Source organism: Micromonospora sp. NBC_00421 (assembly GCF_036017915.1).
Lineage (GTDB): Bacteria > Actinomycetota > Actinomycetes > Mycobacteriales > Micromonosporaceae > Micromonospora.
Map to the genome: position 1 here is coordinate 5,293,195 of NZ_CP107929.1, position 24,046 is coordinate 5,317,240.

The window sequence follows — 24,046 nt, forward strand, 5'->3', positions numbered from 1 at the left end:
GCTGGCGGCTGGCGGCTGGCGGGGTCAGGCTCGTTGTTCGCGCAGGTCGGCGACCTCGGCGGCCGGGGCCCAGCCCTGGTAGACACCGAAGTCGAAGACCTCCAGCCCCATCGCCCGCGCCACCGGCCAGCGGCCACCTGTGTACTCGACCCGCAACCAACCGTCGTGCTCGCCGAGCACGATGAACGGTTGTCCCTGCCAGGTGCAGGTGGTCCGCACGTACGCCAACTCCTCGACCTCGTCGGCCGGGACGACCCGCACGTACCGGCCGGGGCGTACCTCCTCGAAGCCGTCGGCGGGCTCCGGCTGGTAGATCCGCACATGGTCGCCGTCCGGGCTGACCTGGTACTCCCGCCCCTGCCAGCGGGCCACGTAACCGTCCCGCATCACGGTTGGTCCACCCGTCGCCAGACCAGCGCGTCGGTGTCCAGGACGGCGATCACCCGTTCGGTGCCCTCCGCACCGATCCGCCAGAGCTGTGCGCCGTGCGGCAACCGGGCGCTGTCCACCTTGAACTCGGCCACCACGTCGCTGCTCTCCCCCGGGGCGAACCCGTTGCCCCGGAACGGCGCGCGTTCGATGACCCAGCCCTCCATGGCCCGCATCGCCGCCTCGTTCTGCCCGCCGTACGGGATGCGGTAGAGGCTCGGTCGGTACGCCGGCCAGCGCAGCACGTACGCCGCCTCGGCGTCCCGCGCGAAGGGGGAATCCGGGTAGCCGAGTCCGAGTGCGTCGTACAACTCGGCCGGGGTGGTCAGGTGGGCCAACTCCCCGGCCCGGTGCACGAAACCGGAGACCCGGTCGTAGCCCCGTTCGAGGTAGTAGGCGAGCTGGCTGGGGGCGATCGCCTTCTGCATCACCACCGGACGGGACGGGTCGGTGGCCGGCGGAGCGTACCGGGTGCGCTCGGCCGGCACCTCGGCGGCGGCCACCGGTTCGAGATCCGCCTCGTCACCGAGCCCGACCTCGGCCGCCCAGCTGGCCAGGGCGACGATCTGTTCGCCGGGCAGCTTGGCCCCGACCGGAGTGCCCGGGTTGACGGTGAACACCCAACCCGGGTCCGGCCAACACCGGATCAGCTGCACGAACCGGACCTCGATCGTCTCCACAGGCAGTACGTCGTGCTCGGCCAGCCGTTCCGGGGAGGTGTAGACCACCACGCACGTGTCGCCGTCCACGGTGCCGGTACGCCACTCGAAACCGGGCTCGCCGGGCCGACTGCCGGACGCCGAGTCGGGATTGACCGGGAGCAGCACCCGGGCCAGCAACAGGGTGGAGAGGAAACCGTCGGTGCTGCCGGCACCCGCGGCGTCCAGCAGGTTCTCCTCGACCTCGTTGGCGGGCTGGAACGACTCGTCGACGGTGGCGGCAGCCGGGGCAGCCGGGACGTCCTGGGCCGCGACGGGCGGAGCGTCCGGGGTCAGCACGGGTGGAGCGTCCACGGGCGGAGCGTCCGGGGCCGGGGCAGCCGAGGCCGGCACGGGCGGGGTGGACAGCGCGGCGGGAGTCGTGCCTGCACCGGAGGGCGCGACGGTGGCCGGGCCGGGGCCCGACGCCGGGGACATCGACGCGACCCGCTCGGCAGCGGGCGTCCAGAGGTCGTCCAGGTCGGCAGGCGGGCCGGCATCGCGTACCACCGCAGCGGTCGGCGAAGGCGACCCGGCAGCAGGAGCCGCCTGGGCGGCCGTGCCCGGACCTGTCTGGGCGGCCGTGCCCGGACCTGTCTGGGCGGCCGTGCCCGGACCCGTGGCATCGGTCGTCGGGGCGGGGCCGCTGGCGGTCGGCGGGACGGCGCTGTCGGTGACTGCGGCAACCGACGGGGAGGGCGGCGCAGCCGGCACGGCGACCGGCGTACCCGGAGCGGTGGGAGCCGCATCCGGCGTGGCGGTCGGGGGAGTCGCCGAAGGGGCCGCAACCGTGGGAGGGGCCGGCGGAGCGGCCGGCGCGGTCCGCGCGGCAGCCGGGGTCCACAGGTCGCCGGAGGCGGAGCGGGGCGGGGCGGGGGCCGGAGAGTCCGGCCCGGACGGGGCCGGTCGACCGCGTGCGGCGAGCGGACCGACACCCCCGTTCAGGTTGACCGTGACCTCGGCGTCCGAACCGCTCGTAGCCGGCCCGGGAACGACAGCCGGCCCCGGAACGACAGCCGGCCCCGGAACGACCGGAGGTACGGGAGCCGGCGCGGGAACGGTCGGCGGCGCGGTCGCCGGGGCCGGGACGACGGGCAGGTCCCGGGACTCCAGGATCACCCCCTCTATCACGATGGGCGTGAACCCCCGGCGTGCTGCCGGCGGCCCGGAGACCGGCTCGGCGGACGACGGTGACAGTTCCTCCGCCTCGACCGGCATCGACCCGGTCGAGGCTGCCGCACCGGCGAACGAGTCGGTCGAGGGCCGGGGCTGCCGCACGTCGGACGGGCCGTCCGGGGTCCGCGGCCGGCGGGGCAGGGACTGGGCGGCCTCTGCCGCCGACGGTCCGACCCCGAACGCCCGGGTCGGCTCCTCGGCCAACGGGCCGACCCGGAAGGCCCGGGTCGGTTCCTCGGCCATCGGGTCCACCCGGAAGGCCCGGGTCGGTTCCTCGGCCATCGGGTCCACCCGGCGGCCGGCGGTCGCCGTGCCGTTGCCGTTGCCGTCGCCGGGGGCGGACCGGGTGGGCGGACCGGGCGGACCGGCGACCCGGAACGCCCGGGTGGCCTCGTCCTCGGCCGGCTGCGCGGGTGCCGGGCGTCGCCGGGGAAACGGCTGGCCGCCCAGACCGGGCCGGGCCGGCGGGTTGGCCCGCTCACCCGACCGCAGGGGATTCTCCCGTGGTGACCGGGAGGCGCCCCGGGCGGTGGACGGTTCGAAGAACGAGGCACGCCCGTTGGCCGGACCGGTGGGCTCCTCACCCAGTAACCGGCGGCGGGGGACCGTCGTCGGCCTGCCGGCGGTGGCCTGACCGGGCGTTGCGGCGGGGTCGGGGGAACCGGTGCCGACGGACCGACCGTCGACGGGTGGTCCCCCAGGGGCGTCGAGCGGACGGGCACCGGGTGCGACGACCGGACGACCCCGTTCGTCGGTCAGGGCCGTACCCCCCACCGTCCGGGTGACACCCCCCGTAGGCGGCACGGCGGTGGACGGCGGGACCGGCCGGGACGGGGCCCAGCCGGCGGGGCTGGCGGAGAGGTCGGCGGTCGGCTCGACGTCGGACGTCCCGTCGACCCAGGTCCGGCCCGGCGTCTGTTCGCGTTCCGACCGGGACCGCGCACCCGGGGTGCGACCGGGCAGCCGGACGTCACCCCGGGAGAGCTGGGAGACGAACCAGGCGGGCAGGTAACCCTCGATCGGCAGGCCGGGGTTCACCGCCAGCCACCACTCGTGGTTGGGCCAGTCGGCGGCCAGTTCGGCGTAGCGGCTGCGGCGGCACGGACCGGCGGATACACCAAGGCAGGCGTGCATCGCCGCGGCCGAGGTGAAGGCCAACACGTGGGTACGGCCACCGGTGGTCCAGGTGCCCCAACCCGTAGGTGCCGCACCGGCGGCGGCCTGGCCGGCAACCGGGAGGAAGACGTCGGCCCCGGCCAGGATCCGGAAGTAGAGTTCCTGATCACCGGCGCGCAGCGCGTCGCGCATCGCCGTCTCGGCCTCGGTAGCCGGCTCCCAGTCGGTCACGGCCACCTCTCCTCCCCGGATCAGGCCACAGGCGTCGCGTACAACCTACAAGGTGAAAACAGGATCACAATGGGCTGGCCACCGGCGGCAGGCACGGCGACCAGCCCGGGGGATAGCATTCCGTCGCGGAGTCGTCACGACACGGAGGCGGTAGATGTCCCGATCCGGCAGTCGACGGGCAATGACCATCCTGACCGCCGCCCTGCTGGCCGCCCCACCGGCGGCCGTCGTGTCGTCGGTCACCCCCGCCCACGCCGCCCCGGCCTGCGCCACGTCGCCCGCGCCGGCCCGGCCGGTCGCCGCCGTCCCCTGGCCCCAGCAACGGTACGCCCCGCAGCGGCTCACCCCGCTGACCACCGGCACCGGCGTCATCGTGGCGGTGATCGACTCGGGTGTCGACCGACGGCATCCCCAGCTGCGGGGCCGGGTGCTCGACGGCGCGGACTTCCTCGACCCGGGTGGCGACGGCACCCGGGACTGCGCCGGCCACGGCACCGGAGTAGCGAGCATCATCGCCGCCGGGGAGGGCGCCGGGGTGGCCTTCCGTGGGCTCGCGTCCGGGGCCCGCATCCTGCCGGTGCGGGTGAGCGAGCAGCAGGTCGTCGAGGGGCGGGAGTCGGGGCGTACGGTCAGCGCCGCCGGTTTCGCCCAAGCCGTCCGTTGGGCGGTGGACCACGAGGCCGACGTGCTCAACCTCTCCGTCGTGCTGTACGCCGACGTCCCCGCCGTGCGGGACGCGATCGACTACGCGGTCCGGCGGGACGTGGTCGTGGTGGCCGCCGCCGGCAACCTGCACGACGGCGGCGACCCGCTGCCCTACCCGGCGGCGTACCCGGGGGTGCTCGGCGTCGGGGCGGTCACCCCGACGGGCGCCCGTGCGCCGTTCTCGCAGATCGGCCCCTACGTCGACCTGGTCGCCCCTGGCAGTGACGTGCTGATGGCCGCACCGGGGCGGGGCCACCAGCGCGCCGAGGGAACCAGTTACGCCGTCCCGTTCGTGGCGGGCACCGCGGCGCTGCTTCGGCAGTACCGGCCGGAACTCGATGCCGGGGAGGTGACCCGCCGGATCGTGGGCACCGCCGATCCGGCGCCGGGCGGGCCACGGGACGGCTACGGGGCCGGGGTGCTCAACCCGTACCGGGCGGTGGTGGAGACCGGCGCCGACCCCCTGCCGGCCGCCCGACCGACGATGGGCCTGCCGGCGGAGCGGGTCGACCCGGAGCTCCTGGCCCGACGGCACCGACGGACGGCGGCCCGGGACCGGGCGCTGCTGGTCGCCGCCGTCACCGGCGGAGCGGTGGCGGTGGCGGTGCTGCTGGCCGTCGTGCTCCCCCGCGGTACCCGCCGCCGCTGGCACCCGGCCGGATCCGCCTGACGGCAACGCCCGACCGATGGGTCGCCGGGCGCTGCAGTCGGACGGTGCCGGTGCCGGTTCACTGGAACAGGCCGACGTTCCGTTTCTCGGTGTTGAGGTAGTCGGCGGCGGAGTCGTCCACCGCGAGTTTGATGTCGCGCAGCATCGCCTGGAGGTCCTGCGAGGCGGAACGCCACCGCGCCTGCCGCTGCTCGTATGCCTGCCGGGCCTCACCGTCCCAGCCGGCGACCAGTGGCGCGGCGTCCCGTTCCAGCTGACCGAGCTGTGAGTCGAGGGTGTTCAGGGCCTTCTGGATGTCCGCGCCGGCCTGGTGCAGCGCGGCGAAGTTGACGACCAGCACACCGTGGTCCATCGGATACTCCTTACCGGGATCTGGTCAGAGCGGCAGGTGGATGCCGCGGTTGGTGCCGGCGACCCGGCCGGCGGCCTCGGTGTCCGAGGCGTCGTACTGCCGGCCTGCGGTGCGGATGGCCGTCGCGGTCTCCCGCAGGGCCCGTTGCAGGGTGGCTTGGTCCTTCCCCCACTGCTGCTTGACCTGCTCGAACGAGCGCCCACCGGCGCCCCGCCAGGCCTGCTGCAACACCTCCAACTCGGCCATCAGGCCGGTCAGCATGGCCTGCAGGGACTGGTCCACCTGCTCGAACTTCGTGGCGGTGTGCTGCATCACCGCAGCCTCTGCCTGGGTCTGGGACACCCGGACGTCACCTCGTCTCCTCGGTCGGAGCCGACCTCGCACCGTCCATTCCGGACGGTCGCCGCCCCCGGCACGGGCCTGGGCGGACATGGTCGGCGAACTCGTCGCTGACGGTAGTCGCACGATCGCGGTTGTGCTACCCCGGCGACATCCCCTGTGGACAACCACAGTGCCACCGGGGTCACGACCACGGTCTCCATCGGACCGACCAGGCCACTACCATGGGTCACGCCGCCGTAGCGTTCAGGTCCAGGCGCCACCGTCCCACCGGACGGAACGGCCCGAACAGGCCCGTACACAGGTATCCCCCGGGCAGTCGGCCACCGGGGCTCGCGGCGGGCGCAACGGCGCGACGGAGGAGGTGCGGTGACGGCGAGCACGACCGATCGGCCGGTCCGGCGTCGACCGCCGCCGGCCCACGGGGCTCCGCACCGGGCCCGCCCGGGTTCCGCCGTACGCCCGGGTCAGGTGGTCGCCGCGCAGGTCGCGATGGCGTTGCCGGTGGCCGCGTACGGTCACGGGCCCGGTGCGGCCGCGCTCGCCGCTGTCGGGGCGGTCGTGCTGGCCGGTCTCGGTTGGGGGCGCTGGCGTGGGCGGTGGCTCTTCGACTGGTGGGGTGCCGCCACCGGCTACGCCACCCGACGGCGCGGGCTACCCACCGACGCCACCCCGGCGGCCCTGCTGGGTCTGGTGCTCCCCGACGCCGTGCTGGGCTCGGTGGAGCTGACCGCAGGCCCGACGGGGGTGGTCGACGACGCCGCCGGGTTGACCGTCCTGCTCGACCTCGGCGACCCGGGTGACCTGCTCGGCGACCGGTCGCACCCGCTGCCCGACCCCGGCACGCTGCTGCCGCCGGCCGGGGCCGAACAACCGCCTGTGCGGGTGCAGTTGCTGCTGCACGCCATGCCCGCGCCGGCGGCGGGGGTGTCCGGCACGGCCGGGACGTCGTACCGGCAGTTGACCGAGGGGCGGCTGCCGGGGCAGGAGCGGGCCCTGCTCGCGGTCCGCGTGCTGCGGGCGCCCGGCTGGTCCGACGCCGACCTGCGCCGGGCGCTCGCCGGCACGGTGCGGCGGATCGTCCGCCGGGTCGGACCGATGCCGGCCAGGCCGCTCGGTGAGCATGCCGCGCTGCGGGTGCTGTGCGAACTGGCCCACCACGACGGCGGACGACCGGTCCGGGAGACCTGGTCGATGCTGCGCACCGGCGACCTGTGCCAGGCGACCTTCCGGTTGGTCAGTTGGCCGGACGCCCGGGTCGATCCGGGCCGCCGGCTGGTGGCCCGGTTGCTGGCCCTGCCGGCGACCGCCACCAGCGTGTCGCTCTGCGTCGGCCCGCGTACCGGCGGCGGCACCGCGCCGCCACCGGCCGAGCTGACGGTACGGCTGGCCACCCCGACGCCGGCCGAGCTGGAACTCGCCGCCGAGGGGTTGTGCCGGCTCGTCGCCGATGCCGGTGGGGAACTGTGCCGGCTCGACGGCGCGCACCTGCCCGGCCTGGCTGCCACGTTGCCGTTGGCGGTACCCGCGGTGGCGGAGGTGACCGCGCCGGAGGCGGACCCACCGGAGCTGACCCTGGACGGGGCCGGGCTGATGGTGGGGGCCAACCGGCACGGCGGCGCGGTGACCGTCCGGCTGTTCCGCGCGGAGGGCACCCGGCTGGTGCTGGTCGGCGGGCTGGCGGCGGCGCAACTGCTGGTGCTGCGGGCGCTGGCGCTGGGTGCCGGGGTCGTCGTGCAGACCGGTCGGCCCCGCGCCTGGGAACCGTTCGTCCGGGGGGTCGGCGGTCAGCAGGGCGGGGTCGCGGTGGTCCCGACCGGTCGGGCGGTGGGCGCGGGCTCGCCGCTGCGGCCACTGCTGGTGGTGAGCGACGCGGGTACCCCGGTGGGCGAGCCGGCGCCGGGGGTGGGCTGGGTGTCCACCCTGGTGGTCCGGGACGAACTGACCCCGACGGACGTCGACACCCTGGGCCGGGCCGACCTGGCGGTGCTGCAGCCCCTCGACCCGGCGGAGGCCGCCCTGGCGGGCACGGCGCTGGGGTTGGGCGGTTCGGCGGAGTGGCTGACCCGGGTCCGGGCCGACATGGTCGCGGTGGTCAACCGTCGGGCGCTGCGGTGGGCGCTACTCTCGCCCACCCCGATCGAGTCGCAACTGGTCGGCCGCCCCGGTCGCCGCTGAGGGGAGCGACCACGGGCGCCGGCCGGCGGAGCAGCAGCCGACCGGGTGGGCGGCACGGATCGGGAGGCCATGATGGGTTCCCCGGGTGGACCGCTCGTGGCACGATCCCGGCCATGGATTTCCTGAAGGGTCTTCTGATCAGGTTGGGCTCCACGGCGGTGGCCTTCTGGCTGGCGACACTGCTCATCCCGGGTATCACGCTCGACACCGACTCGGCCGGCGAGGCGATCGTCACGCTGGTGCTGGTGTCGGTGATCTTCGGGGTGGTCAACGCGGTGCTCCAGCCGATCATCAAGACCGTCGGCTGCGGTTTCTACCTGCTCACCCTCGGGTTGATCGCCCTGGTCGTCAACGGTCTGCTGTTCCTGCTCACCAGCTGGATCGCCGACCAGGCGGACCTGCCGTTCCACGTGGACGGGTTCTGGCCGGAGGCGGTGCTCGGCGCGCTCCTCGTCGGCATCGTTACCTGGATTCTCGGGGCCGTCCTCGACCGCGACTGATCCGGTTCCCGGCCACCGCCCCGACCGACAGCGGCATGGCGGTGGCCACCCGCCGGGTCAGGCCGCCCGCAGACGCCACCCGCTGCGAAGCCCACGCCCACCGGGTGGAGGCCCGCCACCGGGTGGGAACTGCCGTTGCCACCGGCCCCGGCTGGGCTAGCGTGGCGGCGTGTTCTCCGTGACCCACCCCGACGGCTATCAGCTCAGCACCGACCCGGAGCGGATCGACCGGGACCGGGTGCACCACTGGCTCTCCACCGACGCCTACTGGGCGCGCGGTCGCAGTCGGGAGACGACGGACCGGTCCTTCGCCGGGTCCATCCCGTACGGCGTCTACCGTCCGGAGGACGGCACGCAGGTCGCCGTCGCGCGGGTGATCACCGACCGGGCCACCTTCGGCTGGCTCTGCGACGTCTACGTCGCGCCCGAGGTGCGTGGGCGCGGGTTGGGCACCTGGCTGGCCGGTGCGGTCCGCGACCACCTCGCCTCCCTCGGCGTACGACGGATCGCGTTGGCGACCCACGACGCCCACGGGGTGTACGCGAAGCTGGGTTTCACCCCGGTGCCGGCGGAGCGGTGGATGGAGTGGGTGACCGGCCGGTGACCCCGCTCACCGGAAAGGAACCGAAGCCGACTGCACCCCTTACGGTGGGGGCGTGACTCCGCTGCGGCTCGGCTATCTCTACGGCGTCGGCGCGTACCTTGTCTGGGGTTTCTTCCCGATCTACCTGAAGCTGCTCCGCCCGGCGGGGCCGGTGGAGATCCTGGCCCACCGGATCATCTGGTCGGTGCTCTTCGTCGCGCTGCTGCTCGCCGCCCTGCGCAACGTCGGCTTCCTGCGGTCACTGGCCCGTCGCCCCCGGACGTTGGCCGGGATCGCCGTCGCGGCGGCGCTGATCGCGGTGAACTGGGGCACCTACATCTACGGGGTGAACTCCGACCGGGTGGTGGAGACCGCGCTCGGTTACTTCATCAACCCGCTGGTGTCGGTGCTGCTCGGCGTGTTCGTGCTGCGGGAGCGGCTGCGCCCGGCGCAGTGGACGGCGCTCGGGGTGGGTGCGGCGGCGGTCGCGGTGCTCACCGTCGACTACGGCCGGCTGCCCTACCTGGCGTTGACCCTGGCGGTCAGCTTCGCCGGGTACGGGCTGGCCAAGAAGCGGCTCGGGTTGCCGGCGGCGGAGGGGTTGTTCGTCGAGTCGGCGGTGCTGGCGCTGCCCGCCCTGGCCTACCTGGGCTGGCTGGCGAGCCGGGGCGACTCGACGTTCGGGCAGGTCTCGGCCGGGCACACCGCGTTGCTGGTGGCGGCCGGGGCGGCGACCGCCGTACCGCTGCTGCTCTTCGCGGGCGCGGCCAACCGGCTGCCGCTGACCGCCCTCGGCATGCTGCAGTACGTGGCACCGATCCTCCAGCTCGGCTGCGGCGTGCTGATCTTCCACGAGCCGATGCCCCCGGCCCGGCTGGCCGGCTTCACCCTGGTCTGGCTGGCCCTGCTGATCTTCACCCTGGACGCGGTGCGGCACGGCCGGCGTACCCGGGCCGTGGCCCGCGCCGCTGCCCGGCTGCCCGTCACCACCCACTGAGCGCCCCGGTCCGCCGGGCGGACGGCCCGGGCACCCCGACGGGGCCAGCACGCACCCGGATCAGCGGACGTCGTAGCTGAGGACCATGGTCCCGTCGGAGCGCAGCAGTTCGAAGCGGACCAGCTCGGCGTCGGTGAACCGGGTCGCGCCGCGCAGGTTCACGTCGTCGCCGGGGGCGGCCAGCCACGAGGCGATCTGCTCCGTCGCGTCGTCCGGGCCGCGCGCCAGCAGCCGGAACGTGTACGCCTTGCCGTAGTCGGCCGTCGCGTCGTACCCGCAGTGCATGGTGACCTCGGTGCCCCACTTGGTGCCCCGCAACCCGATCTCCGCGTGCACCGCCGGGGTCTTGGCGGCAACGGGTGCCATGGCGACCATCCGCACCGCCTGGACGGTCGGCGCGGGCGGGGTGGGCGGGCGCAGGGCGGTCGCCCCGCCGAAGCCCAGCACGAGGGCGAACGCGGCGGCGACGAGCGCGGTCACGGCGTACCGTCGGCGGTTGCCGGTGCGCTCGCGGCGGCGGCGGTCCCGTGCGGTGGCGATCAGGTCGGGCACCCGGCTGATCTCCGGCGGCGGCGGGAGGAACTCCTCAAGCGTGGTCGGGTCGAGCCGGCCCAGCAGGCCCGGCAGCACGGCGACCTCGGCCACCGCCTCCCGGCACGCCGCGCAGCCGGCCAGGTGCCGCTCGTACGCGGCCCGGTCGGCGGGAGCGAGCGCACCCAGCACGTACGCGCCGTCGTCGTGTGCGAACTCGCAGCGGGTCATCCGGTCACCCCCATCTCGGCCAGGGCCAACCGCAGTGAACGCAGCGCGTAGTGGGTGCGGGACTTGACCGTCCCCGCCGGGACCCCCAGCCGGGCCGCCGCCTCGGCCACCGAACGACCCTGGTAGAAGCACTCGACCAGCACCTCCCGGTGGGTGGGGCTGAGTCGGCTCAGCGCCTCGGCGATGGTCCAGGCCTCCACCGCGCGCTCCGCTTCGTCAACCGTCTCCGGTGGCTCGGGCAGGTCGTCGGTGAACACCTCGCCGACCCGGGTCGACCGCCGCCGCCAGGCGTCGATCGCCAGGTTCCGGGCGGTCGTGAAGAGCCAGGCGCGGACCGAGCCGCGTCGCGGGTCCAGCGACTCGGGGTGCCGCCAGGCCCGCAGCAGGGTCTCCTGCACCAGGTCCTCGGCCCGGGTGCGGTCCCCGTTGACCAGCCGCAACGCGTGCGTGTAGAGCGCCTCGGCATGCTCGTCGTGCAGGGCGCGCAGCAGTTGGGCGTCGTGGTCGCTGATGGTGATCCCCTCGCTTCCCGCGCGACGAGTCCGGCGAGTGTGTCCGCCCGTTACTACGGGTCGTGACCCCGATCGGTTCACCGGTCACTGCTGTTCACATCCGGTTCACACCGAGTCCGGTGCCCGCTCATCCCGTCCTGGCAGCGTCCGCCCGGTACGCACGTCGAGCAGGTGAGAACGGCGTGCCACCGACCTGCTTCCAGGAGGCTCCTTCCCATGAGCGACCGTCCCCGGCTGCTCCCGCTGCTCGGTGCCAACCGGCACGGCAGCCGCGATGCGATGACCTGTCTGTACCGCTGCGGCAACGCCTGCGACCACCCGGTGCCCAACACCTCCGACAACACCTACTTCGGCGACCTGGTCGAGGGCGAGGTCTCCCGCCGGGGCGTGGTCCGGGCGGGTGCCGTGGGCGCCCTGGTGCTCGGCTTCGGCGGTGCCGCCGCCGGCGCGCTGGCCGGCGCCGTCCCCGCCGCCGCCGCGCCGGCCACCCCCGTGGTGCCGGAGGTCGGCAACCCGACCGCGCCGCAGCGCGGCGTCGGCAGCGGGGCGCTCACCTTCAAGCCGATCCCGCCGAACCAGCTCGACACCCTGGTCGTCCCCAACGGGTACGACCACAGCGTGGTCATCCGCTGGGGCGACCCGGTACTGCCCGGCGCGCCCCGGTTCGACCTGCGCGGGCAGACCGCCGCCGCCCAGGCCAAGCAGTTCGGCTACAACAACGACTTCGTCGGGGTGCTGCCGCTGGACCGGCGGGGCAGGCGGGCGCTGCTCGTGGTCAACCACGAGTACACCAACGAGGACCTGATGTTCCCGGGCTTCACCGGCCTGGACAACCTCACGGTCGAGCAGTTGCGCACCGCGATGGCCGCGCACGGCATGTCCGTGGTGGAGCTGGAGCGGGTGGACGGCACCGGGCAGTGGCGACCGGTGGGCCAGGGTCGCCGGCCGTACAACAGGCGGGTCACCGCGCTGGCCACGAAGTTCGAGCTGACCGGTCCGGCCGCCGGCTCGGCCTGGCTGCGTACCGCAGCCGACCCGAAGGGCCGTACGGTGGTCGGGACGCTCAACAACTGCGCCGGCGGGGTCACCCCCTGGGGGACGGTGCTCTCCGGCGAGGAGAACTTCAACCAGTACTTCGTCGGCGCGGACGCGGCGCCCGCCGAGCTGAAGCCGAAGTTCGACAGGTACGGCATCACCACCACCGCCCGCTACCCGAGCGGCAGCCGCAAGTGGGAGCGGGCCGACGAGCGGTTCGACCTGGCGAAGCACCCCCACGAGGCGCACCGGTTCGGGTGGATCGTGGAGATCGACCCGTTCGACCCGGAGAGCCGCCCGCGCAAGCACACCGCGCTGGGCCGGTTCAAGCACGAGGGCGCCAACGTGATCGTGGCCCGCGACGGGCGGGTGGTCGCGTACATGGGTGACGACGAGCGCTTCGACTACCTCTACAAGTTCGTCTCGGACAAGAAGTTCATGCCGGGCGACTCCTGGGTGGCCCGCAAGAACAACCTGACCCTGCTGGAGTCGGGCACCCTCTACGTGGCGCAGTTCGCCCAGACCAGCGCCGCCGAGATCGACGGCTCGGGAAAGCTGCCCGCCGACGGCGCGTTCAACGGCTCCGGCCGATGGATCAGGCTGGTCAGCGGCAACCGCTCGTACGTCGACGGGATGACCGCCGCCGACGTGCTCACCTTCACCCGGCTCGCCGGCGACAAGGTCGGCGCGACCAAGATGGACCGGCCGGAGGACGTCGAGCCGAGCCTGCTCACCGGCAAGGTGTACGTGGCGCTGACCAACAACTCCGACCGGGGCAAGGCCGGCAAGCCGGCCGCCGACGAGATCAACCCGCGCAACCTCAACAAGCACGGGCAGATCCTGGAGCTGGTCGAGGACCGGGGCGACAACACCTCGGAGTCCTTCGCCTGGTCGCTGCCGATCGTCGCCGGTGACCCGACCGACCCGTCGACCTACTTCGCCGGGTACGACAAGACCAAGGTCTCCCCGATCTCCTGCCCGGACAACGTCGCCTTCGACGCTACCGGCAACCTCTGGATCTCCACCGACGGCAACGCGCTGGGCAGCAACGACGGCCTCTTCGCCACCGCCGTCGAGGGGCCGGAGCGGGGGCACCTCAAGCAGTTCCTCACCGTGCCGCTGGGTGCGGAGACGTGCGGGCCGTTCATCACCGGCGACAACCGGTCGGTGTTCGTGGCCGTGCAGCACCCGGGCGAGATCACCGGTGCGTCGGTGGAGAAGCCGGCGTCGACCTGGCCGGACGGCGACTACGCCAAGCCGGGCGTGGTGGTCACCTGGCGGCTCGACGGCGGCCCGATCGGCAGCTGACGTACCTCTCCCGGGTCGGTCCACCGCCGGACCGGCCGCGAAGGCCCTCTTCCGCTTCGGTCCGGGAGGGGGCCTTCGCCCGGGTGGGGCGGGTCAGACGTCGGCGGCGATGCCGTCGGCGACGGCACGGGCGGCGGTGAGCAGCTTGGCCCGCACCACCCGGGCCGAGGTCATCATCTCGCTGGCCGGCAACGCGCAGGCAAGCACCACCCGCCGTTCCATGTCCTTGTCCGGGGTGACCAGGACGGCGGCACAGGCCACCCCCTGCCGGAACTGGCCCAGCTCCAGCTGCATCCCCCGGCGGTCACCGGCGGCCAGGTCAGCCTCGAACGCCTCGGGGCTGGTCAGGGTGGCGGTGGTGAACGGCCGCATGCCGTAGTCGCGCAGGTAACGGAAACGCTGCTCGGTGGTGAGGGTGGCCAGCAGCGCCTTACCCAGGGCGGTGGCGTGTGCGCCCTCGTCGAAACCGGGGACCATGTCCTCCAGGTAGGGCGAGCGGATCCCCTCGGCGGTCGCGGTGATCGCCACCTGGCCGCCGACGAACCGGCCCAGGTAGTGACTCCATCCGGTCTCCACGGCGGCCCGCCGGAGCGACTCCCCGACGGCGGCCGGCCCGCGGAACGCGGTGACCAGTTCGCGGTACCGGTCGGCGATCTCCAGGCCGACGATGTAGGTGCCGTCCTCCCGCCGGATCACGTAACCCTCGTAGGCCAGGGTGCGGACCAGGTGGTAGGTGGTGGCGACGGTCAGCTCGCAGCGCCGGGCGATCTGCTTGACGGTCAGACCCTTCGGGGCACGACCGACCGACTCGAGCACGCGTAGCGCGCGGGAGACACTTCGGATCAGGTCCGAAGGTTCCGCCAGGGGGTCACGCACAACCACCTCCGCAGCCGGGGATTACACCATATGAAAAACCAGCCCGAGACGGAACGCCCGATCGGGTGGAGGATGCCAGATCAGGCGGTATACGGCGGGTCACTCGGCGACACGCCGGGAGATGTCCGGAAGTCGACTCGCGTAGGTTGATCCCACGATGACCGACACCGTGCTCAGCCCCTCGCCGAGCCGACCGCCCGTACGCCCCCTGCGGGCCGGTGGCGGAGCGGTCGCCACCACCATCGCCAGCGTCCTGCCGGTCTTCCTGGTCGGCGGGCTCGCCGTACAGATGGGGGACGACCTGGGCTTCTCCCCCGCCGGGTTGGGGCTGGCCGTGTCGGTCTACTTCGGCGTCAGCGCACTCGCCTCGATGCCGTCCGGCCGGTTGGTGGAACGGGTCGGCCCGGCCGTGGTGGCCCGGGTCGCCATCGGGCTCGCCGCCGGTTGCCTGCTCGCCATCGCCGGGCTGGCCCGGTCGTACCCGGTGCTTGTCGGCCTGCTCGCGCTGAGCGCCACGGCGAACGCACTGGGCCAACTGGCCAGCAACGCCGCGCTGGCCCGGCACGTGCCCGCCCGGCGGCAGGGCCTGTCGTTCGGGGTGAAGCAGGCCGCCGTCCCCGCCTCCACGCTGCTGGCCGGGGCGGCGGTGCCGGTGATCGCCCTCACCGCCGGGTGGCGCTGGGCGTTCGTGGCCGCCGCCGCGGCCGCACTTGCCGCGCTGCCGGCCGTACCGCCGGGGGTGGCCGGACCGGTGCGGCAGCGCGCGGCGGGGCGCGGTGGCGGGGCCACAGCGGCGCTGGTGGTGGTCGGGTTGGCCGCCGCCCTCGCGGCGGGGGCCGCCAACGCGCTGGGCACGTTCGTGGTCGACTCGTCGGTGCACCAGGGGCTGGCCCCCGGCCCGGCCGGGTTGGTGCTCACCCTGGGCGGCGCGGTCTGCGTGGCCGCCCGGATCGGCGTCGGCTGGCTCGCCGACCGGCGCGACACCGGTCACGTGGCGCTGATCGCCGCGATGCTCGTGGTCGGGGCGGTCGGGCTGGGGCTGCTGGCGGGGGCGGGGGCGGTGCCGTTGACCGTCGGGGTGGTGCTCGGCTTCGGGCTGGGCTGGGCCTGGCCGGGGCTGCTGAACTTCGCTGTGGTCCGGCTGCACCCGCAGGCCCCGGCCGCCGCCACCTCGATCACCCAGACCGGGGTGTACGCCGGCGGCTGCGTCGGCCCGCTCGGCCTGGGCGCGCTCGCCGGGGCCAACGGTTACCCGGCGATGTGGCTGGCCGCCGCGGTCGCCATGGTGCTGTCCGCCGTCCTGATGCTCACCGGCAGCCGGCTGCTCACCCGTTCCGCCGCCGCCTGACGCGCCATGCTCGGGGGCCGGCGACGCACCGGTCAGCTGGTGCGGTCGGCGATGTAGTCGCAGAGGGATTCGAGCGCCCGCCGGGCCGGGTTCTGCGGGAGCGGGGCCAGCTGCGCGCGGGCCTCCTCGGCATAGCTCCGGACGGTCTCCCGGGCCCGCTTGAGCGCGGGGGACTCCCGGAGCAGGCCGAGCGCCTCGGCGTGCAGCGCGTCGTCGACGAGCGGGCCGGTGGCCAGGATCTCCCGCAGCCGCACCGACGCCGCGTCGGAGTCGTCACCGGCCAGCGCGTAGAGCACCGGCAGGGTCGGCACCCCCTCCCGCAGGTCGGTGCCGGGTGTCTTGCCCGACTGTGTCGACTCGGAAGCGATGTCGAGCAGGTCGTCGGAGAGCTGGAAGGCCACCCCGATGGTCTCCCCGTAGCCGGCGAGGGCCTCGGTGTGCGCCTCGGACGCCCCGCCGAACATGCCGCCGAAGCGGGCCGAGGTGGCGATCAGCGAACCCGTCTTGTCGGCGATCACCCGCAGGTAGTGGTCGACCGGGTCCTCCGCGCGGGGGCCGACGGTCTCGGCGATCTGACCGTGCACCAGCCGGGCGAAGGTGCGGGCCTGGAGGCGGACCGCCACCGGCCCCAGGTCGGCGGCGATGTCGGCGGCCCGCGCGAAGAGGTAGTCGCCGACCAGGATGGCCACCGAGTTGGTCCAGCGGGAGTTGGCGCTCGGGGCGCCCCGCCGCACGGCCGCCTCGTCCATCACGTCGTCGTGGTAGAGGGTGGCCAGGTGGGTGAGCTCCATCACCACCGCGGCCGGCACCACCTGCGGGCCCGCCGGGTCACCGAACTGCGCTCCCAGGGCCACCAGCAGCGGGCGGAAGCGCTTGCCGCCCGCTTCGACCAGGTGCCGGGCCGCCTCGGTGACGAGCGGATCGGCGCTGGACACGCTGGCCCGCAGCTCCACCTCGACGTCGTCGAGCAGGCCCAGCACGGACGCCTCGACCCGCGGATCGGCCAGGTGCACGCCGAGCGCGCCGATCTGACCCGTACCCGCCCGGCCCCGACGACCGCCGGAGCCGACGCCGCCTGACCGTTCCCCCGCCGAAATCACCACACCATCAACCATGCCACACCCGTTCGACCTGCTCCTGCCGGGGGATACGGCCGTGGGGCCGGCACGCCCCCGGCGCGCCGGCCCCACGGCCTGGAGAGAAGATCACCTGACGAATGTCGCAGCGTCCGTCGCCAGGTCGAGCAGGGGCGCCGGCAGCACGCCGAGGATCAGCGTGGCCGCCACCCCGATCATCAGCGCGGTGGCGGTCAGCCCACCCGGCACCGCGATGGTCGGGGTGGTCTCACCTGGCTCGGAGAGCCACATCATCACCACCACCCGCAGGTACGGGAAGGCAAGCACCATGCTGGTCAGCACGCCCGCCACCACAAGCCAGGCGTGCCCGCTCTCCAGCGCCGGGCCGAAGACCGCGAACTTGCTCATGAAGCCGCTGGTCAACGGGATGCCGGCGAAGGCCAGCAGGATGAAGGTGAACACCCCGGCGTAGAACGGCGAGCGGCGGCCCAGCCCGGCCCACCGGGACAGGTGGGTGGCCTCCCCGTCGGCGTCCCGGACCAGGGTCACCACGGCGAACGCGGCGAGCACCGAGAAGCCGTACGCGGCCAGGTAGAACATCGTGCCGGAGACGCCCGCACCGGTCGGGGCGAGCACCCCGACCAGCAGGTATCCGGCGTTGGCGATCGACGAGTACGCCAGCAGGCGCTTGATGTCGGTCTGGGTGACCGCCAGCACCGCGCCGACCAGCATGGTGAGCACCGCCACCACCCCGAGGACCGGGGTGAAGTCCCAGGCGGCCCGGTCGAACGCCACGTGGAAGACCCGCAGCAGGGCGCCGAACGCGGCGACCTTCGTGCAGGCCGCCATGAAGCCGGTGACCGGCGTCGGCGCGCCCTGGTAGACGTCCGGGGTCCAGACGTGGAACGGGGCGGCGGCGGCCTTGAACAGCAGGCCGATGGCGATCAGCGCCATTCCGGCGTAGAGCAGCACGTCGCTGGCCGGGGACTCGCTCACCGCGGCGTGCACGGTGGCGAAGTCGACCCCGGCCGAGCGGCCCGGGATGCCGGCGGTGAAGCCGTACACCAGGGCCACCCCGAACAGGAAGAACGCCGAGGCGTACGCGCCGAGCAGGAAGTACTTCATCGCCGCTTCCTGGCTGAGCAGCCGCCGGCGACGGGCCAGCGCGCAGAGCAGGTAGAGCGGCAGGGAGAAGACCTCCAGCGCGATGAACATGGTCAGCAGGTCGTTCGCCGCCACGAAGATCAGCATGCCGCCGATCGCGAAGCTGGTCAGCGGGTAGACCTCGGTCGCCCCGTTGCGTCCCTCGGCCTGCTGCCTGTCGTCGGCCGACTCGGCGGTCACCGCGGCCTGGGCGACGAACGCCCCGCCGCGCTCCACCGAGCGCTCGCCGATCAGCAGCAGCGCCATCGCGGCGAGCACCAGGATGGTGCCCTGGAGGAACAGGGTGGGACCGTCCACAGCCAACGCCCCGCCCGCCGTGACCAGCCGCACGCCGGCGTTGAGCACCACCAGCACGAGTGCGGCGAGCACCGCCAGCAGGGACAGCGTCAGCTGCACGAGGTGCCGGCGGCGGCGCGGCACGAACGCCTCCACCAGGACGCCCAGCAGGGCCACCCCGAGCATGATCAGGATCGGGGCGATCGCCGGGTAGTCGATCGACGGCAACTTGAGCTCGGTCATCGCAGATGCCGCCTTTCGCTCGCGACTGCGGGGCTCACTCGCAGCGCTCGTCCACTCCTCGCGCTCACTGTGCAGCCTCCTGGACGCTGCCGACCTCAGGGGCGGGATCGGTCTTGCCGACGTCCTGCATGGTCGCCTGGACGGCGGGGTTGATCACATCGGTGACCGGCTTGGGATAGAAGCCGAGCAGCACGATCAGGGCGATCAGCGGGGCGACCACCGCCTTCTCGCGCAGGGTGAGGTCCCGGTGCATCGCCTTGACCTCGGTCAGCTCCGGGTTGAGCGTCCCCTGGGTGGTGCGCTGCACCATCCACAGCACGTACGCCGCCGCCAGGATGATGCCCAGGGTGGCGATCACCGCGACCGGCTTGTTCACCGTGAAGGTGCCGATCAGCACCAGGAACTCGGAGACGAACGGCGCGGTGCCGGGCAGCGCCAGCGACGCCAGACCGGCGAAGAAGAGCACCCCGGCCAGCAGCGGCACCAGTTTGCCCGCCCCGCCGAAGTCGGAGATCAGCGACGAGCCCCGGCGGGCGATGAGCATCCCGACCACCAGGAAGAGCAGGCCGGTGGCGAGCCCGTGGTTGAGCATGTAGAGCACCGCGCCGGTGCCCGCCTGGGTGGTGAAGGCGAAGATGCCGACCCCGATGAACCCGAAGTGCGCGATCGAGGTGTACGACACCAGCCGCTTCAGGTCGGACTGACCGACGGCGAGCAGCGCGGCGTAGAGGATGCCGATCAGGCCCAACGCCAGCGCCCACGGGGCGAACCACTTCGACGCCTCCGGGAACAGCGGCAGGCAGTAGCGCAGGATGCCGAAGGTGCCGACCTTGTCCAGCACCCCGACCAGCAGCGCGGCGGCGCCCGCCGGGGCGGCCCGACCGGCGTCCGGCAGCCAGGTGTGGAACGGGAAGAACGGCGCCTTGATCGCGAAGGCGAGGAAGAAGCCGAGGAACAGCCAACGCTCGGTGCCGGTGGAGATGTCCACCTGGGTCAGCGTCTGCCAGTCGAAGGTCTTCCCGCCGACCACCCACAGGCCGATCACCGCGGCCAGCATGAACAGGCCGCCGACCAGGGAGTAGAGGAAGAACTTCACCGCCGCGTACTGCCGCTGGTGGCCGCCGTAGCTGCCGATCAGGAAGTACATCGGCACCAGCATGACCTCGAAGAACACGTAGAACAGGAAGACGTCGGCGGCGGCGAAGACGCCGATCATCGTGGATTCGAGGACGAGCAGCAGGGCGAAGTAGGCAGGCACCGAGCGCTTCGACGCGTCGGCGTCGTGCCAGGACGCCAGGATCACCAGCGGCACCAGCACCGCGATCAGCATCAGCATGACCAGCGCGATGCCGTCGACGGCGAAGGTGAAGTTGACGTCCCAGGTGGGGATCCACGGGTACGACTCACGGAACTGGAGCCGGTCGCCGTCGGCCTGGAACGAAACCCACATCACCACCGAGAGCGCCAGCACCAGCAGCGACCAGCCGAACGCCACCTGCTTGGCCAGGTCGGGCCGGCGACGCGGCAGGAAGGCCACGACCAGGGCGCCGACCAGCGGCGCCACGGTCAGCACCGAGAGGAACGGGAAGTTGGACATTATGCGGCCTTACCTCCGTCGTGGATGCGGGGTCCGCCGGCGGGGGCGGTCGCATTGAGGTCGATCACGCCAGCCACCCCGCCTGCACTGCCAGGAACGCCGCCACCACGAGCAGCGCGCCGGTCAGGATCGAGGTCGCATACGACCGGACGAAGCCGGTCTGCCACCGCCGGAGCCGGCCCGAACCGCCCCCGATCCCGGCGGCCAGGCCGTTGACCAGCCCGTCGACGCCCCGGTTGTCCAGGAAGACAAGCGCCCGGGTGAGGAAGATGCCCGGCTTCTCGAAGACCACCTCGTTGAAGGCGTCCGTGTAGAGGTTGCGCCGGGCCGCGGTGACGACCACCCCGGCCGGCTGCGGCGCGAGGGCCGTGCCGTTGCGGAACAGCGCCCAGGCCAGCCCGGCACCGAGCACCGTCACCACAAGCGACAGCGTGGTGAGCAGCCAGTGCGGCAGCACCGCGGCGTGCTCCGTGTGCTCGCCGCCCAGCCCGGCGGTGGCGGTCAGCCAGTCCGGTACGGAGGTGGCGAGCAGGAACCCGGCGCCGACCGAGCCGACCGCCAGCAGGATCAGCGGGATGGTCATCAGCTTCGGCGACTCGTGCGGGTGCGCGATGTCCTCGGTCCACCGCTTCGGGCCGTGGAAGGTCAGCACGAACAGCCGGGTCATGTAGAACGCGGTCAACCCCGCGCCGAGCAGCGCCGCCCCGCCGAACAGCCAGGCCGTCCAGCCCTCCCGCTCGAACGCGGCCACGATGATCGGCTCCTTGGAGAAGAAGCCGGAGAACGGGAACATGCCGATGATGGCGAGCCAGCCCATCATGAAGGTGATCCAGGTGATCTTCATGTACTTCGACAGCCCGCCGAAACGGCGGATGTCCACCTGGTCGTTCATGCCGTGCATGACCGAGCCGGCACCGAGGAACATGTTGGCCTTGAAGAAGCCGTGCGCCAGCAGGTGCACGATGGCCAGCGCGTACGCCGCGCCGCCGAGGCCGACACCGAGGAACATGTAACCGATCTGGCTGACGGTCGACCAGGCCAGCACCCGCTTGATGTCGTCCTTGGCCGCGCCGATGATGCAGCCCATCAGCAGGGTCAGCGCGCCGACGCTCACCACCACGAGCTGGAGGGTCTCGTTGGCCGAGAAGATCGGGTTGGACCGGGCGATCAGGTAGACGCCCGCGGTGACCATGGTGGCCGCGTGGATCAGCGCCGACACCGGCGTCGGGCCCTCCATCGCGTCCGGCAACCACGCCTGGAGCGGGAACTGACCGGACTTGCCGGCCGCCCCGAGCAGCAGCAGCAGGCCCAGCACCAGCACCGTGCCGCTGGCCAGCCCGCCGACGCCGGTGAAGACCTCGTCGTACTGGGTGGTGCCGAGGGTGGCGAACAGGATGAAGATGCCGATCGCCAGGCCGGCGTCGCCGACCCGGTTCATCAGGAACGCCTTCTTGCCGGCGGTGGCCGCGCTCGGCCGCCCGTACCAGAAGGAGATCAGCAGGTACGACGCCAGACCGACGCCCTCCCAGCCGAAGTAGAGCATCACGTAGTTGTTGCCGAGCACCAGCAGCAGCATCGCGGCGACGAAGAGGTTGAAGTACGCGAAGAACCGTCGCCGGCCCTCGTCGTGCGCCATGTACTCCACCGCGTAGAGGTGGATCAGGAAGCCCACCCCGGTGATCAGCAGGACGAAGACCGCGGCCAGCGGGTCGAAGAGCAGACCGAAGTCCACCCGCAGGTTGCCGACCGTGATGAAGTCCCAGAGGCTCAGCTCGACGGACTTGTTCTCCAGCCCGCGCAGCTGGAAGAACGAGGTGAGCCCCAGCACGAACGCGGCACCGATCGCGGCCACGCCCAGCCAGTGCCCCCAGCGGTCGGCCCGCCGGCCGAGCAGCAGCAGGATCGCCGCGCTGACCAACGGGATCGCCACCAGCAGCCAGACGCTGCTCAGCAGGCCGTCCGCCGCCGCGTAGGTGACGGCACCCGCCGGCTCTGCCTGGGCGTACGTCAGAATCTCATCCACCGCAGGGCCCCTTTAGTACTTCAGCAGGTTGGCGTCGTCGACGCTCGCGGAGCGTCGGGTCCGGAAGATCGACATGATGATCGCGAGCCCGACCACGACCTCGGCCGCCGCCACCACCATCACGAAGAACGCCATGATCTGTCCGTTGAGGTCACCGTTGATCCGGCTGAAGGTGACCAGCGTCAGGTTGGCCGCGTTGAGCATCAGCTCGACGCACATGAACAGCACGATCGCGTTGCGCCGTACCAGCACCCCGACCGCGCCGATGGTGAACAGCACCGCCGCCAGGATCAGGTAGTAGTCAGGGCTCACCGGACCGGCCTTTCGTTCGCGACTGCGGGGCTCCGCTTCGCTGCACTCCTCGCGCTCACCGAAACCACTCCGTTCGCGACTGCGGGGCTCCGCTTCGCTGCACTCCTCGCGCTCACCGTTCCGTCCCCTTCAGGGTGGTTTCCTCGGCGGTCAGCTCGCGCTGGGGCAGGATCGCCGGGGTGCTGCGGTCGGTCAGCCGGCCGTCGGGCAGCCGGGCCGGGGTGGCCACCGAGGAGGAGGTGGCGAAGACACCCGGGCCGGGCTTCGGGCCCGGGTAGTTGCCGGGGCGGAACCGGGCCTTCATGGTGGCGACCTGGTCCATCTTGTCTTCCTTGCGCCGCTCGACGTGGGCCAGCACCATCGCGCCGATCGCCGCCGTGATCAGCAGCGCGGAGGTCAGCTCGAAGGCGAGGACGTACTTGGTGAAGAGCAGCCGGGCGATGCCCTGCACGTTGCCCTCCGCGTTGGCCTGCTCCAGACCGACCGCGGCGACCCCGTTCAGGGCCCGGTAGAGGCCGGTGCCGACCAGCCCGGCGAAGCCGAGCCCGAGCACCACCGCGGCGATCCGCTGACCGCGCAGCGTCTCGATCAGCGAGTCGGAGGCGTCCCGACCGACAAGCATCAGTACGAACAGGAACAGCATCATGATCGCGCCGGTGTAGACGATGATCTGCACCATGCCGATGAACGGCCCGGCCTGCAGGACGTAGAACACGCCGAGGCAGAGCATGGTGAGCACCAGGAAGAGCGCCGAGTGCACGGCGTTGCGCGCCCAGACCATGCCGATCGCGCCGATCAGCGCCAACGGGGCGAGGATCCAGAAGGTGACCTCCTCACCCCCGGTCACCTGGCCCGCCGCGGCGAGCACCGTGGACGTGTTCATGCTCCGGCTCCCTTGCCCGCTGCCGTGCCATCGGCCGCACCGGCCCGCTGGGCCGCCTGCTCGGCACCCGGGAAGGTCACCCCGGGGTGCTCCTCGACCCGGTAGCCGCCGGGCCCCATCGGGGACTGCTCGGCCCCGGCCGAGGTGCCCGGGTTGGTCAGCGCGCCGACGTAGTAGTCCTTCTCGCTGTCACCGAGCCGCATCGGGTGCGGCGGCTGCTCCATACCTTCGAGCAGCGGAGCGAGCAACTGCTCCTTGGTGAAGATCAGGTCCTGCCGGTTGTCCCGGGCCAGCTCGTACTCGTTGCTCATGGTCAGCGAACGGGTCGGGCAGGCCTCGATGCAGAGCCCGCAGAAGATGCACCGGGCGTAGTTGATCTGGTAGACGCTGGCGTACCGCTCGCCCGGCGAGAAGCGCTGCTCGTCGGTGTTGTCGCCGCCCTCGACGAAGATCGCATCCGCCGGGCAGGCCCAGGCGCACAGCTCGCAGCCGATGCACTTCTCCAGGCCGTCCGGGTGCCGGTTGAGGATGTGCCGCCCGTGGTAGCGCGGCGCCGAGACCGGCGGCTTGAACGGGTAGTCGGTGGTGACGACCTTCCTGAACATGTGCGAGAAGGTGACTCCGAAGCCCTTGAACGTTCCGGTGATCGCGCCCACG

Annotated in this window: 20 protein-coding genes and 1 pseudogene; 7 read left to right on the forward strand and 14 right to left on the reverse strand. The window is 72.9% G+C overall.

What is annotated here, in order from left to right; genetic code table 11:
• Positions 1 to 24: 24 nt before the first annotated feature.
• Both OHQ87_RS22425 and OHQ87_RS22430 read right to left on the reverse strand, forming a co-directional pair.
• Positions 25 to 390, reverse strand: coding sequence for a hypothetical protein (locus OHQ87_RS22425; protein ID WP_328340830.1), 366 nt, complete (start codon positions 388 to 390; stop codon positions 25 to 27).
• The gene (locus OHQ87_RS22430) at positions 387 to 3,650 is read right to left on the reverse strand and encodes an SseB family protein (protein ID WP_328340832.1); all 3,264 of its coding nucleotides are present in this window, start codon (positions 3,648 to 3,650) and stop codon (positions 387 to 389) included. The genes OHQ87_RS22425 and OHQ87_RS22430 overlap by 4 nt, the downstream gene beginning before the upstream one ends.
• Positions 3,651 to 3,804: 154 nt before the next feature.
• On the opposite strand from OHQ87_RS22430, the gene mycP reads away from it, so the two are divergent.
• Positions 3,805 to 5,025 (forward strand): type VII secretion-associated serine protease mycosin, encoded by a 1,221-nt coding sequence (mycP, locus tag OHQ87_RS22435; protein ID WP_328340834.1) that lies wholly within the window; start codon positions 3,805 to 3,807, stop codon positions 5,023 to 5,025.
• A gap of 58 nt (positions 5,026 to 5,083) precedes the next feature.
• On the opposite strand, the gene OHQ87_RS22440 is transcribed toward mycP, so the two are convergent.
• On the reverse strand, positions 5,084 to 5,377 hold the full coding sequence (locus tag OHQ87_RS22440) for a WXG100 family type VII secretion target (RefSeq protein ID WP_328340836.1): 294 nt from the start codon (positions 5,375 to 5,377) through the stop codon (positions 5,084 to 5,086).
• A gap of 24 nt (positions 5,378 to 5,401) precedes the next feature.
• The gene (locus OHQ87_RS22445; RefSeq protein WP_328340838.1) at positions 5,402 to 5,719 is read right to left on the reverse strand and encodes a WXG100 family type VII secretion target; all 318 of its coding nucleotides are present in this window, start codon (positions 5,717 to 5,719) and stop codon (positions 5,402 to 5,404) included.
• 366 nt (positions 5,720 to 6,085) lie between these two features.
• Between OHQ87_RS22445 and eccE the strand changes: the two genes are divergently transcribed.
• From eccE to rarD, 4 genes and pseudogenes are all read left to right on the forward strand, one after another.
• Complete coding sequence (eccE, locus tag OHQ87_RS22450) at positions 6,086 to 7,894, forward strand: type VII secretion protein EccE (protein WP_328340840.1); 1,809 nt, start codon at positions 6,086 to 6,088, stop codon at positions 7,892 to 7,894.
• Between the two features lie 113 nt (positions 7,895 to 8,007).
• On the forward strand, positions 8,008 to 8,394 hold the full coding sequence (locus OHQ87_RS22455) for a phage holin family protein (protein ID WP_328340842.1): 387 nt from the start codon (positions 8,008 to 8,010) through the stop codon (positions 8,392 to 8,394).
• 169 nt (positions 8,395 to 8,563) lie between these two features.
• A pseudogene (locus tag OHQ87_RS22460) lies at positions 8,564 to 9,054 on the forward strand (GNAT family N-acetyltransferase).
• Positions 9,051 to 9,974: an EamA family transporter RarD gene (rarD, locus tag OHQ87_RS22465; RefSeq protein WP_328340846.1), complete on the forward strand. Its 924-nt coding sequence runs from the start codon at positions 9,051 to 9,053 to the stop codon at positions 9,972 to 9,974. The pseudogene OHQ87_RS22460 and the gene rarD overlap by 4 nt, the downstream one beginning before the upstream one ends.
• A gap of 60 nt (positions 9,975 to 10,034) precedes the next feature.
• On the opposite strand, the gene OHQ87_RS22470 is transcribed toward rarD, so the two are convergent.
• Positions 10,035 to 10,736, reverse strand: coding sequence for an anti-sigma factor family protein (locus OHQ87_RS22470; RefSeq protein ID WP_328340848.1), 702 nt, complete (start codon positions 10,734 to 10,736; stop codon positions 10,035 to 10,037).
• Positions 10,733 to 11,227 carry a sigma-70 family RNA polymerase sigma factor gene (locus OHQ87_RS22475; protein ID WP_328348956.1) on the reverse strand — a complete coding sequence of 165 codons (495 nt, stop codon included), beginning with the start codon at positions 11,225 to 11,227 and terminating at the stop codon, positions 10,733 to 10,735. The genes OHQ87_RS22470 and OHQ87_RS22475 overlap by 4 nt, the downstream gene beginning before the upstream one ends.
• Before the next feature lie 237 nt (positions 11,228 to 11,464).
• Here OHQ87_RS22475 and OHQ87_RS22480 point away from each other — a divergent pair, with 237 nt between their 5' ends.
• Positions 11,465 to 13,591 carry a PhoX family protein gene (locus tag OHQ87_RS22480; RefSeq protein WP_328340849.1) on the forward strand — a complete coding sequence of 709 codons (2,127 nt, stop codon included), beginning with the start codon at positions 11,465 to 11,467 and terminating at the stop codon, positions 13,589 to 13,591.
• 93 nt (positions 13,592 to 13,684) lie between these two features.
• Here the strand turns inward: OHQ87_RS22480 and OHQ87_RS22485 are convergent, their stop codons facing one another.
• On the reverse strand, positions 13,685 to 14,467 hold the full coding sequence (locus OHQ87_RS22485; RefSeq protein ID WP_328340851.1) for an IclR family transcriptional regulator: 783 nt from the start codon (positions 14,465 to 14,467) through the stop codon (positions 13,685 to 13,687).
• Positions 14,468 to 14,624: 157 nt separating this feature from the next.
• Here OHQ87_RS22485 and OHQ87_RS22490 point away from each other — a divergent pair, with 157 nt between their 5' ends.
• On the forward strand, positions 14,625 to 15,815 hold the full coding sequence (locus OHQ87_RS22490) for an MFS transporter (RefSeq protein ID WP_328340853.1): 1,191 nt from the start codon (positions 14,625 to 14,627) through the stop codon (positions 15,813 to 15,815).
• Between the two features lie 32 nt (positions 15,816 to 15,847).
• Here OHQ87_RS22490 and OHQ87_RS22495 read toward each other — a convergent pair whose 3' ends face one another.
• The 7 genes from OHQ87_RS22495 to nuoI form a co-directional block, all read right to left on the reverse strand.
• A complete protein-coding gene (locus OHQ87_RS22495; protein WP_328340855.1) occupies positions 15,848 to 16,930 on the reverse strand; it encodes a polyprenyl synthetase family protein in 1,083 nt (360 codons plus the stop codon).
• A gap of 90 nt (positions 16,931 to 17,020) precedes the next feature.
• On the reverse strand, positions 17,021 to 18,574 hold the full coding sequence (nuoN, locus tag OHQ87_RS22500; RefSeq protein ID WP_328340856.1) for an NADH-quinone oxidoreductase subunit NuoN: 1,554 nt from the start codon (positions 18,572 to 18,574) through the stop codon (positions 17,021 to 17,023).
• A 64-nt stretch (positions 18,575 to 18,638) separates the two neighbouring features.
• Positions 18,639 to 20,171 carry an NADH-quinone oxidoreductase subunit M gene (locus OHQ87_RS22505; RefSeq protein WP_204925776.1) on the reverse strand — a complete coding sequence of 511 codons (1,533 nt, stop codon included), beginning with the start codon at positions 20,169 to 20,171 and terminating at the stop codon, positions 18,639 to 18,641.
• A 64-nt stretch (positions 20,172 to 20,235) separates the two neighbouring features.
• The gene (gene nuoL / locus OHQ87_RS22510; RefSeq protein WP_328340860.1) at positions 20,236 to 22,194 is read right to left on the reverse strand and encodes an NADH-quinone oxidoreductase subunit L; all 1,959 of its coding nucleotides are present in this window, start codon (positions 22,192 to 22,194) and stop codon (positions 20,236 to 20,238) included.
• Between the two features lie 12 nt (positions 22,195 to 22,206).
• A complete protein-coding gene (nuoK, locus tag OHQ87_RS22515; RefSeq protein WP_091244416.1) occupies positions 22,207 to 22,506 on the reverse strand; it encodes an NADH-quinone oxidoreductase subunit NuoK in 300 nt (99 codons plus the stop codon).
• Between the two features lie 112 nt (positions 22,507 to 22,618).
• Entirely contained in the window at positions 22,619 to 23,389 is a 771-nt protein-coding gene (locus OHQ87_RS22520; RefSeq protein WP_328340862.1) for an NADH-quinone oxidoreductase subunit J, read from the reverse strand.
• Positions 23,386 to 24,045 carry an NADH-quinone oxidoreductase subunit NuoI gene (gene nuoI, locus OHQ87_RS22525; protein WP_328340864.1) on the reverse strand — a complete coding sequence of 220 codons (660 nt, stop codon included), beginning with the start codon at positions 24,043 to 24,045 and terminating at the stop codon, positions 23,386 to 23,388. The genes OHQ87_RS22520 and nuoI overlap by 4 nt, the downstream gene beginning before the upstream one ends.
• Between the last annotated feature and the right edge of the window lies 1 nt (position 24,046).